13 protein-coding genes are annotated in these 13,237 nt (G+C 33.1%); 7 read left to right on the top strand and 6 right to left on the bottom strand.

Annotated features, from left to right (window positions below; genetic code table 11):
- Window positions 1-143 precede the first annotated feature (143 nt).
- From L6651_RS06760 to L6651_RS06730, 7 genes are all read left to right on the top strand, one after another.
- Window positions 144-818 carry an amino acid ABC transporter permease gene (locus tag L6651_RS06760; RefSeq protein ID WP_237037205.1) on the top strand — a complete coding sequence of 225 codons (675 nt, stop codon included), beginning with the start codon at window positions 144-146 and terminating at the stop codon, window positions 816-818.
- Between the two features lie 23 nt (window positions 819-841).
- Window positions 842-2,272, top strand: a complete 1,431-nt coding sequence (pepD, locus tag L6651_RS06755; RefSeq protein WP_237037204.1) for a beta-Ala-His dipeptidase — start codon at window positions 842-844, stop codon at window positions 2,270-2,272.
- The gene (locus L6651_RS06750) at window positions 2,265-3,080 is read left to right on the top strand and encodes a transporter substrate-binding domain-containing protein (RefSeq protein WP_237037203.1); all 816 of its coding nucleotides are present in this window, start codon (window positions 2,265-2,267) and stop codon (window positions 3,078-3,080) included. The genes pepD and L6651_RS06750 overlap by 8 nt, the downstream gene beginning before the upstream one ends.
- A gap of 820 nt (window positions 3,081-3,900) precedes the next feature.
- Window positions 3,901-4,752: an ABC transporter ATP-binding protein gene (locus L6651_RS06745; RefSeq protein WP_237037202.1), complete on the top strand. Its 852-nt coding sequence runs from the start codon at window positions 3,901-3,903 to the stop codon at window positions 4,750-4,752.
- On the top strand, window positions 4,718-5,959 hold the full coding sequence (locus L6651_RS06740; protein ID WP_237037201.1) for an ABC transporter substrate-binding protein: 1,242 nt from the start codon (window positions 4,718-4,720) through the stop codon (window positions 5,957-5,959). The genes L6651_RS06745 and L6651_RS06740 overlap by 35 nt, the downstream gene beginning before the upstream one ends.
- Before the next feature lie 25 nt (window positions 5,960-5,984).
- Window positions 5,985-6,746, top strand: a complete 762-nt coding sequence (locus tag L6651_RS06735; protein ID WP_237037200.1) for an ABC transporter permease — start codon at window positions 5,985-5,987, stop codon at window positions 6,744-6,746.
- A 246-nt stretch (window positions 6,747-6,992) separates the two neighbouring features.
- On the top strand, window positions 6,993-8,213 hold the full coding sequence (locus L6651_RS06730; protein ID WP_237037199.1) for an ABC transporter substrate-binding protein: 1,221 nt from the start codon (window positions 6,993-6,995) through the stop codon (window positions 8,211-8,213).
- A 36-nt stretch (window positions 8,214-8,249) separates the two neighbouring features.
- Here the strand turns inward: L6651_RS06730 and L6651_RS06725 are convergent, their stop codons facing one another.
- The 6 genes from L6651_RS06725 to L6651_RS06700 all read right to left on the bottom strand — a co-directional run bounded on the left by L6651_RS06725 (window position 8,250) and on the right by L6651_RS06700 (window position 13,156).
- Window positions 8,250-8,744, bottom strand: coding sequence for a GNAT family N-acetyltransferase (locus L6651_RS06725; RefSeq protein ID WP_237037198.1), 495 nt, complete (start codon window positions 8,742-8,744; stop codon window positions 8,250-8,252).
- A 2-nt stretch (window positions 8,745-8,746) separates the two neighbouring features.
- Window positions 8,747-9,511 carry an EFR1 family ferrodoxin gene (locus tag L6651_RS06720; RefSeq protein WP_237037197.1) on the bottom strand — a complete coding sequence of 255 codons (765 nt, stop codon included), beginning with the start codon at window positions 9,509-9,511 and terminating at the stop codon, window positions 8,747-8,749.
- A gap of 41 nt (window positions 9,512-9,552) precedes the next feature.
- Entirely contained in the window at window positions 9,553-10,713 is a 1,161-nt protein-coding gene (locus L6651_RS06715; RefSeq protein ID WP_237037196.1) for a double-cubane-cluster-containing anaerobic reductase, read from the bottom strand.
- Window positions 10,714-10,854: 141 nt separating this feature from the next.
- The gene (locus L6651_RS06710) at window positions 10,855-11,478 is read right to left on the bottom strand and encodes a nitroreductase family protein (RefSeq protein WP_237037195.1); all 624 of its coding nucleotides are present in this window, start codon (window positions 11,476-11,478) and stop codon (window positions 10,855-10,857) included.
- Between the two features lie 83 nt (window positions 11,479-11,561).
- A complete protein-coding gene (locus L6651_RS06705; RefSeq protein ID WP_237037194.1) occupies window positions 11,562-11,981 on the bottom strand; it encodes a DUF4829 domain-containing protein in 420 nt (139 codons plus the stop codon).
- A 128-nt stretch (window positions 11,982-12,109) separates the two neighbouring features.
- Entirely contained in the window at window positions 12,110-13,156 is a 1,047-nt protein-coding gene (locus tag L6651_RS06700) for a 1-aminocyclopropane-1-carboxylate deaminase/D-cysteine desulfhydrase (RefSeq protein ID WP_237037193.1), read from the bottom strand.
- Window positions 13,157-13,237 lie beyond the last annotated feature (81 nt).

The raw sequence follows: 13,237 nt of genomic DNA, 5'->3' as shown, positions 1-13,237 counted from the left end.
CATTTCAATAATTACATTTTATCACAAAATAATAAATAATTCTTAGTTTAATTGTTAATTTGGTTAATTTATTGACATTGAAGATTAGTGGTGCTAATCTATACTCATAAGATTAATCAAATAATGTTGGAAAGGATAGTGTAATGAATCAAGCTTTTTTTGACGTTAATTATTTTCTTAGTGTTTTTGTTAAGATATTGTCAGCAATTAATATAACTTTATCTTTGGCTTTAATATCGTTAGTATTATCGCTTATTATTGGTGTTTTTTCAGCTATTTCGGAATTTTACAATGTAAAATTCTTTAAAAGTTTAAGTAGAGTTTATGTATCTATATTTAGAGGAACTCCTGTAATTCCTCAACTTTTTTTCTTTTATTTTGGAATAGCTTATTTTAGCGAAACAGTTAGAAACTTATCAGCTTTTACTGCAACAGCCATAGTACTAAGCCTTAATATGGGATCTTACATGTCTGAAAATATAAGAGGAGCTTTGAAAGCCATCGATAAAGGGCAAATTGAGGCCGCTGAATCTTTAGGTATGTCTAATTGGCAAACAATGAGAAGAGTTCTTGCTCCACAGGCCTTTAGAATTGCTTTCCCTTCATTGTTTAATAATTTTATAGATCTTATAAAAGGCTCTTCTATTTCCTTTGTTGTTGGAGTTCCAGATATCATGGGCATGGGGAAGATTGAGTCTGCAAAGACCTTTAGATTTTTTGAAGGGTACGCTAGTGTAATGCTTATATATTGGTGCATTATTAATCTATTAACTATTCTTCAAAGAAAACTAGAGTTTAGATTAAATTCTAAGTATTAATAATTTAAGGAAGGTGTTTAAATTTGGAAAAAAACAGAGTTTTTTATTATTTTGAAGAAATATCAAAAATCCCAAGAGAATCTTATAATGAAGGAGCTATAGCTGATTATCTCTTAGAATTTGCCAAAGATCATAATCTAAAAGCATTTAAAGACGAACATCTTAATGTAACTATTGTAAAGGAAGCTGATAAGGGCTATGAAAATAGACCGGGCATTATTTTACAAGGCCACACTGATATGGTTTGTGAAAAAACCATTGAATCTAGTCATGACTTTGCCAAAGATCCTTTAGAATTAATTTATGATGAGAATTTTTTAAAAGCAAAAGATACTTCTCTAGGGGCTGATAATGGAGTAGCTATAGCTTATGCTTTAGCAATATTAGAAGATAAAACTTTAAAAACTCCAAAATTAGAATTTGTTGCAACATCAATGGAAGAAGTAGGTCTTTTAGGGGCAAAAAAATATGAGCCAGGCCAAATAACAGGAAAATACCTATTAAATTTTGATGCAGAAAGAGAAGGTCGTTTAATTTGCGGATGTGCTGGAGGCATGACAATAAAGTTGTTTTATGATTTAAATTGGCTAGATGTCGAAGGTAATGTATATTCTATTGCACTTTCTAATTTAAGAGGTGGACACTCAGGAATGGATATCCATCAAGACATATTAAGCTCAATTAAGTGTGGCGGAGAGCTAATGGCAAAAATCATGGAAGAAAATAATATCAATATTATTGATATAGATGCCGGAAATAAACACAATGCCATCCCAAGAGATCTATATATAAAGTTTTCTTCAGACAAAAAAATAAATTTTGAAATTTTAAATGATTTAATTCATAAGTTTAAAGAAAAAGAAACAAATATGGCTGTCGACTTTGAAGATTATGGAGAACTTAAAGTTAACGCTATAGATAAAGAAATTTCTAAAAATGTTATCAGCGCTATTAACTCAATACCACATGGGCCTTATGCATTTTTAGATGATCCATTTTCAGATGTAGTAGATACTTCTCTTAATCTTGCAACAATAAATATTATTGACAATAAAATTGTTTTTTACATCTCAATAAGAAGCATAAATCTAGATGTAAATAATGAATTAGCAGACAAAGTTGAAAAAATAGCTTTAGATACTAATGCAAATATAGAAAAAACTAAACCTTCTAAGGGATGGGCTTTTGATGAAAATTCAAAATTAAGAGATATAACCCTTGAAGCCTATAAAGAGTTTACAGGAAAAGATATGAAAGTTACTATAATACACGCTGGCATTGAAACAGGTATATTTGCCGATAAATATCCAGGATTAGATCCAATATCTTTTGGCCCTAATATATACAATCTTCATTCGCCTGATGAAAAACTAGATATAGCTTCTACAAATAGAATATACGAATTTATTAGATACTTAATAACTAAACTTTCTAAGGAGGAACAAAATGCGTAAATATATTTTAGCAGCAGCGCTAGTAGTATTATCCAGTATAGTATTTACAAGCTGCAAAAGTCAAAACACTGCCCCTACTAATGCTGGTGCGGCTGAAAATTCGAATAAAAAAACAATAGTGGTAGCTTGTTCAAATACTGCTGAACCTTATTCATTTGTTGATAATGGAGAACACAAAGGTTTTGAAGTTGACTTATGGAATGAAATAGGAAAAAGAACCGGATATGAAATTAAAATGGAAACAATGGGATTTAGTAGTATTTTTGGAGCAGTAGACTCTGGAAAAGTTGACTGTGCAAGTAACTATTTTGGAAAGTCTAAAGAAAGACTAAGCAAATATGATGCAACTACTTCATATGGTCAAGAAGAAGTTAGTTGTGCAGTTTTAGAAGAAAACAATGAAATAAAGTCTGCAGATGATTTAAAAGGAAAAAAAGTTGCCGTCGCAGAAGGTTCATGGGGACAAGCAATTGCAAATGAAGTTTCTAGTCAATATGGCTTTGAGGTAGTGGTTTTTGGTGATGGAACTAGTGGTGTACAAGATTTATCGCTAAAAAGAGTTGATGCTTGGCTTGACTCTCATATAACTTTATCATTTGACTCTGAAAAAGCAGGAGTAAAAATCAACATTATTCCTCCTGCATTTGAATCTACTGAAATTGGAGCTTTTTTCAGAAAGGATGATCCTGATTCAAAAAAGAAACTCGATGATGTAAATAAAGCCATTAAGGAAATGCTTGATGATGGAACTATTAAAGAGATAAGTGAAAAATGGTTCTTCACAGATGTTACTAAGAATTTAAAATAATATTATAACTAGCCTAATAAAATTCTTATATGGAGTCTTATACATTTAACTCTAGAGATATTTGCTATTTATCTTATGTTAATTATTTGTATATTTTAATAAAATTTGATAAAAATAGTTTTAAATCATTACCACCCGCCAAACGGGTGGTTTTTTCATGGGCTATAAGCTTGATTGATACCAAACAGAATTTAAGGGCGTTGATTAGTATTAACTCATTCAAACCTAACTGTTTTTTGCTAATTTAGCCTATCTCTGAAAAGGATTTATGATTTTAATTATTCAAAAGGAGCTGTGCACTCTTTTACAATCAATTTATAAAGTGCTATATCATGTTAATCTTGCTCTCTTGTGTATTGCACTATTTTTTTACTAACCACTAATTTAATCACATTCTTATTCATCTTCTTCTTTTTCATATGAAATAAGTTCTAACCTTAAATAATCTATAGAAATCTATCGTAAGCTTTATAATGATTTGATTTGTTCTTTAAATATTTTTTTATTTATTTTAAACTTTTGAATTTCGATTCCCTTTATGCTATAATCCCTATGTAAGATTTATTTATTTTATTGATTTAGCTTATATAGCAAATGATTTTAGTGAATAAAAATTTTATATAGTCTACTAAAGACTCCTCATACTGCAGGTGTCTAAATTTTAATTTTTTTATGATATTTTTTTGACACTGGTTAGTATTGCTTTAATCTTTAAAGCAGCGGCGTTTAAGTCGGTTTACTTTTTTCATTATGTTTTATGAGTTATGTTGATAAGACTTACATAATAACTGTTTCAATAAAAGAAAGGAAGGTGATAGTGTTGAGTGAAAAGAAATTTAATATGGATACTTTTGTAAACAGTGTTTCTGTTAAAAATGTGGGCTTCTGCTATAAAGGCAGCGAAAAAAGAATATTTACAAATGCTAATATGGAAGTTCCTAGCGGACAGTTCTGTTGCTTACTTGGTCAATCAGGCTGTGGTAAATCTACTCTTTTAAGACTTATTGCAGGACTTGAAAAACCAACAAATGGAGAAATCTTTTTTGGGGGAATCCCACATAGAGGACCTGGTCTTGAAAAAGGTGTAGTATTCCAAGATTATGGTCTTTACCCTTGGATGAGTACAGGGAAGAATATAGAGCTTGCTATTGAACAAAGATATCCAAAAATGAGCAAGCAAGAAAAGGAAGAAAAGGCAAAAACATGGATTGAAAAGGTTGGACTAAAGCCTGAAGTATACAATATGCTTCCAAAGGAACTTTCTGGTGGTATGAGACAAAGATGTGCTATTGCTAGAGCCTTTGCAATAGACTCCCCTATTTTACTTATGGATGAACCTTTTGGAGCTCTAGATGCGGTTACTAGATCTAATCTTCAAGATATGTTACTTGAGCTATGGAGAGATGCAAATCCCAAAAAAACAGTGTTCTTCGTAACACATGATGTTGATGAATCTCTTCTTCTTGCAGAAAGAATTTTTGTAATTGGGCAAGGTAGTAATGACATAGTTTTCGAAACTAAAGTTTCCGACGAACAAAGACTAGTTAGAGGAAGGGACGACAATCTTAAAACAATTGAGCTTAGAAACGAGCTTATACATCAAATAAATGAAGACGTTCAAAGTATGGCGGAACAAAATGAAAGGAACGAAGATAATGAAAAACAAATCTAAATACTTAGCATTGGGTTTAGCTTTAACCATGACTTTAAGTGCATGTGCTAATCCTGATAATCAAAAAAACAACAACGAAGGTACTGGTAATAAGACTGAAGTATCTAGTAAGGATAACGGCGGAAAGAAAGACTTTTCCGATAAGTTAAATGGCGAAGATGGCGTTGTTCGTTGGGTCAGAGGATACTCAGGAAACCTAATGATGACAATGGCTGAACATAATGGCTACTTAGAAGAATATGGCTTAAAGGTTGAACAAATTCCTATGCAAACTACAGATGAATCTTTTGCTGCAGTTGCTGGAAACCAAGTTGATATAGTTTCAAATGCAGGTACCTCAACTCCACTTCAAAGAATCGCTAAAGGTGACGATTTACAAATATTTGGTGGCCATATGGTTGAAGGAGCAGTTTTCCTAGTTGGAAGACCTGAAACTGAATATAAAGATTTAAGTTCATTAGTAGGAAAAAAAGTAGCTGGAAATCCTGTTGATTATGTACTTAGTGGTCCATTACTTGAAATGGGTTATGATCCTATTAAAGATGTTGAATGGGTTCAGATAGGTAAAGCTGCCGATGCAATAACCGCTTTAAAAAACGGATCAGTTGATATTGCATCAGTTGGTACATCTATGGCTCACCAAATTAAAACTGATAAATCATTAAAAGAATTAGCAAAACATGGCGATATAATGGATAAATACTCTTGCTGTAGAATGGAAACAGCTTCAAGATTTATTAATGATAAACCTAATACAACAAAGGCTTTAATTAAAGCACTTCTTAGGGGTATGAGAGATTATGAAAAAGACCCTAATGCTGCATCTCAACTACTTGCAGATGAATTAGATGTGCCTCTAGAATTTGTAGAAGCTTATACATTAGACTCAGGATATGAAATTCACCCTGACCCACTATATAATTCATGCGTAAGAGCTTGGGCTTATCTTGATGAACTTGGATTCTTAGATGAAAATGCTAAAAACATTGATTTAAGAGATCATATTACTGTTGATTTGTATAAAGAAGCACTAGATGAAGTTATTGAAGAAGTAGGAGACGAAGATCCTGAATATTGGGAAAAACAAAAGAAATACTTCGAAGAAAATAACAGCATGTACTACAACAAAGACGAAGAAAAAGAATATTTCCAACATATGAAAGACACTATAGAAGAAAACAGAGCTAAAAACGCTCAAAATAAATAAGATAGTTATATTTTAGGAGAGTAAAATGTCAAAAGTAATAAATTTAATCAAAAAATATTGGATAACCGTATTTATTCTAATTCTATTAATAATCGGTTATGCAATAATGGCTAATAGACAATTACTAGACCCATTCTTATTCCCTTCAACCCAAGAAATTCACAAATCTTTTGCAGATAATGGAAAAACCATGTTTATGAACATGCTTTCTTCATTTAAACTGCTTTTCCCTTCCCTATTTATTGCGGTTATAATTGCACTCTTAATAGGTGTTCCATTGGGATTAAATAGAAAAGCTAGAGAAGTTATGATGCCAATAGTATATAGCTTTAGTGTAATACCTGCACTATTGTTATCACCTTTCTTACTACTGCTTGCTCCAAGTCTTGCAGCTGCTTCAAGAATAATGATAATATACAATGTTATTTGGCCAACTTGTTTTGGAGTAATATTTGGGATTGCATCCATTGATAAAGCATACTTGGATACAGCAGATACTCTTGAAATTCATGGTTTAAAAAGATTATTAAGAGTAATTTTACCTGCGGCTTCACCAACTATACTTTCAGGTTTTGTATCTTCTTTAAGAGGTTCCTTTACTATATTAGTCTTTGCGGAAATGTATGGTGCTAAATATGGTATGGGCTACTTTGTAAGAAAGAATGCAGACTTTGGTTTGTTTAATAATGTATGGAGTGGATTTATATTCTTGGTAGTAGTTCTTGTAATTGTGCTTAGAATATTTGAAGGACTTAAGGATAAAGCCTTATATTGGACTATGGATTAATAGAAATAATAATTTTGTTAAACCGGCATCTTGTGATGTCGGTTTTTTATTTAATTTTACATAATGCACCTAGAAATATTTTATTACTTTTATTAATTTATGTTATAATATTAATAAGATATCCCTTGTGCTTATTTATTAAGTTTATTAGGGTAGGGATATTTAATAAATTTTCAAACTAGAACTTTAGAACAAAATATGTTCAATAATAGTTCAAGTTCTAGCCAAAAAATAAGGAGTGAAAATATGAAAAACAAATCTAAATACTTAGCATTGGGTTTAGCTTTAACCATGACTTTAAGTGCATGTGCTAATCCTGATAACAAAAAAGGTAATAATGAGGGTACTGGCAATAAGACCGAAGTATCTAGTAAAGACAACGGCGGAAAGAAAGACTTTTCCGATAAATTAAATGGTGAAGATGGTGTTGTTCGTTGGGTAAGAGGTCACTCTGGAAACCTAATGATGACAATGGCTGAACATAATGGCTACTTAGAAGAGTACGGATTAAAAGTTGAACAAATTCCTATGCAAACTACAGATGAATCATTTGCGGCAGTTGCAGGAAACCAAGTTGATATAGTTTCAAACGCTGGTACCTCAACTCCACTTCAAAGAATTGCAAAAGGTGATGACCTACAAATATTTGGTGGTCATATGGTTGAAGGTGCAATGTTCTTAATTGGTAGGCCTGATTCTGAATGGAAAGATATGAGTTCCTTAGTAGGCAAAAAAGTTGCTGGATCCCCTATTACTTATGTAATAACTGGTCCATTACTTGAAATGGGATATGATCCTAAAGAAGATGTTGATTGGGTTCAAGTAGGAAAAGGTTCAGATGCTGTGGCGGCTTTAAAAAGCGGAGAAGTTGATTATGCTTGTGTAGGTACAGAAATTGCTCACCAAGTTAAAACAGACCCAGCTATAAAAGAAATTGCAAAATATGGCGATATTATGGATAAATACTCCTGCTGTAGAATGGAAACTGCAGAAAGATTTATAAAAGAAAAACCTAATACAACAAAGGCTCTACTTAAAGCACTTCTTAGAGGAATGAGAGATTATGAAAAAGATCCTAATGCCGCATCTAAACTACTTGCAGAAGAGTTAGATGTGCCTCTAGAATTTGTAGAAGCTTACACACTAGATTCAGGATATGAAATTCACCCTGACCCACTATATAATTCATGTGTAAGAGCTTGGGCTTATCTTGATGAACTTGGATTCTTAGATGAAAATGCTAAAAGTATTGATTTAAGGGACCACATCACTGTTGATTTATATAAAGAAGCATTAGACGAAGTTATTGAAGAAGTTGGAGACGAAGATCCTGAATACTGGGAAAAACAAAAGAAATACTTCGAAGAAAATAACAGCATGTACTACAATAAAGACGAAGAAAAAGAATACTTCCAACATGTTAAAGATACTATAGAAGAAAACAGAGCTAAAAATGCTAAAAATTAATAATAACTAAACAACCGGCGTCTCAGGATGCCGGTTTTAAATTTCCCTTTCCATAATTTTTGGAAAGCAGTACCTATTAAAATGTTCACAGTCTCCACAATCATATTCAATGTCATTTGTGTCCATGGGAGACTCTATAAAGCCAACTCTTTTATAAAAGCCCGGCTCTTTTGCGTTAAGTATCACTTTCTTTGCTCCAAGCTTTCTTAGTTCATGAACCATTTCATCCATCAGATAACGACCAATTCCCCTACCTTGATATTCTTTTGTTACGGCCAGGGTTTTAACTTGGTAAATGCCATTGTTATTTATAATTGACGATGCGCCGATAATTTCATCAGTTTTTTTATCAACAACTTCAAAGCAGGTTAAAAGTCCTTTTGGGTTTGGGTCGTCAAGTTCAACTTCTAGTCCCGCATCTTTAAATAGTGGCAATAGTTTTTGATAGTCCATTGATTTTCTAATATAGAATTTAGTATGAAATAAGTTTTCCATACTTTCATTAACCAAATTGTTATTATTTTTTTCCATTTCTACTTTCTTTCTTCAATAATATTTTTAAGCAAATACCTTTCTTTCCCTACGGTCTTTTTGCCGTACTCAATGGCTGCTGTTGGGCATTTTGAAAGGCATGCCATGCAGTGGGTACAGTTTCCATTCCATTTTGGTTTGCCGTCTTCATAGGAAATATTATTTAGTACACATTCTTTTTCGCATTTACCACATTCTATGCATTTGTCGGTGTAATAAAACTTTTTATCTTTTACGATAAATTTGAAAAACAGGTTGTTAACAAGACCTGAAATTATCTTGTCTTGAAATTTAATTTCCTTCTTTTCAAAATCTAGACCTTTTCTTATAATCTTTGCCGCCTTTTCAATTTTTATGTCCGCTTCTTTTACAATTTCTCTATTTTTTTCATCGGAGTCAAGTTCAAAAAGTGCAAGATAGTTTTCTGGCATTTTTATTCCATATAGTCCTTTATAGTTTAGTCCCAAACTTTTCACATCTTCTCTTATGTACTTGTTTGCATTGCCACAGGAGTCACCAAAGTTCATTATTACATAAATATTTTTATTCCCTTTAAATTTACATTTCTTAAGGTGGTCTGTTAAAAATCTTGGTACTCTCCACGAATAGGTTGGAGCTACTAGTACAAATGGTTTTTCTGAATTAAAATTTCTATTTTCATTGTTCTTAATATAATCAAATAGATTTATAACTTCATCTTCTATAAGTTCTCCAAGCCTTTCGGCTATATATTCACTATTTCCCGTTCCAGAAAAATATATAATCATTTTATCCTCCTAAAAAAGTGCGCCTATTAAAGGCACACTCTCTATTTATCAATCATTTCAAGAAAGGCTTCAAGTCTTGTTGCGATTTGTCCTCTGTCGGTGTCGGAGTAGTCCACTTCAAGTTTTGTGTATGGCACTCCCGCGCGTCTAACTTCTCTTTCTATCTTTACTGCTTCCACGTTAAATGTGTGGCATGCTTGAAGAACAACTTCCACAACGCCATCAACTTTGTACTCTTCAATAAGTCTTTCCATGTTGTCGGTTCTTTCGGTGTTGTCCGCCATTACAGAACAACCGATCTTTAGATATCTCTCTGCTATGGCAAGTAATATATCGTCAGCATCTTCGTCAACAAGGTCTTCACAAGTTCTAGTTCCAGCGCAAGTGTCATATACTACAACCACTCCACCACTGTCTTCAAGAGTCTTTACAACCTTGTCCATAACGCCGCCCATTGGGCAACCTGTAAGCATAATCCTCTTTTGAGTCTTAGGCACGTCGGTTCCATTTTCCTTGTAGTTTTTTTCAATATGATCACATAGGTCCTCAACGACTTTTATTCTTTCATCAACAGTTAGTTTAAAGCCTTCACCTTCCGTTGCCTTTACCATGTCTATTCCATACATTGGAGGTGGATCCATCTTTTGAAGCTCAAACATTCTATGCTTTGCCTTACGAAGTCTGTTCATCTTCTTTGCAGATTCACGAAGCATTTCATCAGTAATTTCAATATCAAATTTCTCTTCAAGGTACTCTATCAAAAGCTTAATCTCTTCTCTCCAAACTTGTGCCGCATAGGACCTTTTATTGCTTTGAGGAAGCTGCATTACATAGACGTCCTTGCCTAGGTCCCTTAATAGTTCATACATCTTCTTCTTTCCATCGCAAGTTGTCTCTCCAATAATAATGTCGGAAAAATAAGTATATGGACACTTTTCAGAAACAGCAAAACCATAAGATGACTTTATAAGTGGACAAAGATTTTTAGGTAGAGTCTGTTCAGCAATTGGAATTGTCTCTTGGCTAGTTCCACAAAGTCCCGCAGAAACAAGTCCCGCTGCATCTAGCACTTCAGTAGGTGTATATGCACAGAAAACCCCTGCAATGCCCTTGCCCTCTTCCTTTAACTTCATAACTTTGACAAAGCCTTCCTTCCTTGCATCAGAAAGCTCTTCAAAACGTTCCGGTAATGTTAATGTCATAATATCTCCTTCTATTTCATCATTTATTAAAAATTATTTATTTATATCAATCCAAGAATATTTTAGCCCATTTGTCTACATGTTGTCAATTTCAGGCCTTCAGGTGTACACAAATAAAAAAGCCACCATGTGGTGGCAAATTTATTCAAATCTAGTTACTTCTTCTGGTTCAAGTCTTACGCTATCACTTGCATCTTCATTGCCCTTTCCAATGGCAACTATGGTAACTGGAACATATCTTTCCTTGTCTAGGCCAAATTCTTCTGCAATAACATCTTCTTCAAATCCACCTATTAAACAGGTTTCATATCCGTGGGCCCTTGCCACAAGTTGCATCTGCATTGCTGCGAGACTTGAGTCAATCTTTACAATGTCATTCATCTTTTGCCTTGTTGCTCCTGTGTATGCTGGCATAATAAGGTCTACCATTTTCTTTTTTTCTTCTTCAGTCATAAGTCCCTTTTCAACAGCACGTCCATAAATTTCTTCAGTCTTTTCGTAACATTTCATATCGCCAAAGATAATTATCATTGCTGAAGATGTATCGTTTTGACTTATATTGAACTCTATAAGTGGACGTAGTTTGTCCTTCCCCTCTTGTGACTCAACTACCACAAATCTCCAAGGTTGTAAGTTTACTGATGAAGGTGCTTCTGTTGTCTCTTTGATTATTTGAAGCATCTCATCCCTTGGTATCTTGTAGTTTTCGTCAAACACTCTAACAGAACGTCTATTAAAGACTATATCCTTAAAGTCGTTATTCATATTATCCCCCTTTAAAAAATCAAACTATTATAACTATACCCGATAGTTTTATAATTTATTCAATATTAAAGGATTTGCATTATTTAATATCCGTAATCGTCTACTTTCCAATCACTATTTTTATCTTCTCTTATAAGTATCCATTTCTGAGCTTTGTAGTCACCTGCATCAATAGTTTCATTTGCATCGCTAGTTACAGTGAAGTCAGTGTATATAATCAACACATTATCAGGAGATATCCCATTACTAGACCCATTTCCATATGTCATGTATGTTTCAACATCTTCATTCGCTTTTTCTTCATCGTAATAAATCTTTGTAATCTCTGCGTCTTTAAGTTTAAAGTACTGTTCAACTGTAACCATAGCCTTGTTTATCTCTTCAGTGGAGAACTTTTCAGACTTACCTATATTTCTTTCAATTTTTGATTCTTCTGCCTTGTTACATGCTGATAAATTAAAAATAATTAACAGCGACAACAATGTAAGTAATATTTTTTTCATAGCACCCTCCTTGCTCTTTGTTTTATTATATACCTATGGGAAAGGCTTTACTAGATGGCAATTGCTACAATATATCAAAGATTTTCTATATTACAAAAGGCAAAGTAAAACCTTGCCTCTACATAACTTTATTTTATTTTTAAAACTTCGGAACTTTTAGAACAGAAATCAATCATCGGTTCATTAAATAATCCTGGCAGACCTCCAGAGTGGATAATTAAAATCTTTTTGCCAGAATCTTTTAAGTTTTCCTCAATGTACTTCAAAGCTCCATTGAAAATTTTTCCAGAATAAACTGGATCCAAAAATACTCCTTCACTCCTTGCCATCTTCTTTATAAAGTTTATTGTTTCATGGTCAGGGATGGCATAACCTTCGTTAATACTATTTGAAAGAAGTTTCATTTCACTTTCGTCTATTTGAACTTTGCCATCGTAATAGTTAAGGGATTCGTCAATTAGTCCCTTAATAAAAGTCTTTTTGTCCGGAGGCATATTCATAACATTTACACCAATAGCTTCTGTGTTTGGCGCATAGAGTTTGCATCCTAAAAACACTCCGCCATAGGTTCCCCCAGATCCATTTCCAGAGAATATATATTCAAAGCTAGAGTCTTGTTCCATTATCTCTTTGATGCACTCACTGTAGCCAAGTACTCCAAGGGGAGTGCTTCCACCAAATGGAATATTATAAACTTCTTCATCTTTCAAAGAGTGTTTCGCTTTATATTCTTCAACGCACTTTTCAATCTCTTCATTGAACTTTTCATTTGCCTTGGCACTGTCATTGATGTTGGACAGGTCAATAAAAGTTACATCACAGCCTATGTATTCATCAAGAAGAAGATTGCCACTTAGCTTTTCAATTTCCCTTTCATCTTCCTTCTTTAAAAATAGTAGACATTTCATTCCAAGTTTGCTTGCACAAGTGGCAGTTAACATTCCATGGTTCGTCTGTAACGCACCATTTGTGTAAACAACCTTTGCCCCTTTATCTTTAGCGTCCTTTAAAAGATATTCAAGTTTTCTTACCTTGTTTCCTCCAAGACCAACACCAATTAAATCATCCCTTTTAATATAGATTTCACATCCATATTCCCTTGAGATATTTTCAAGCTTTTGAATTGGCGTAGGCTTTAGTCCCAAATTTATACAGTCAACAGTTTTTGTAATCATCTTTGCTCCTTAAAGTTTTGTAGTATATATTAAATAATATTATATATCTAGATTTGGGTCAATTAAAAAACTGCCAAGGTC

It is taken from the genome of Mediannikoviicoccus vaginalis, assembly GCF_928097925.1.
GTDB classification, from domain to species: Bacteria; Bacillota; Clostridia; order Tissierellales; family Peptoniphilaceae; genus Mediannikoviicoccus; species Mediannikoviicoccus vaginalis.
Note: the sequence above shows the minus strand (reverse complement) of the source record. Positions and strands in the feature narration are given on the sequence as shown.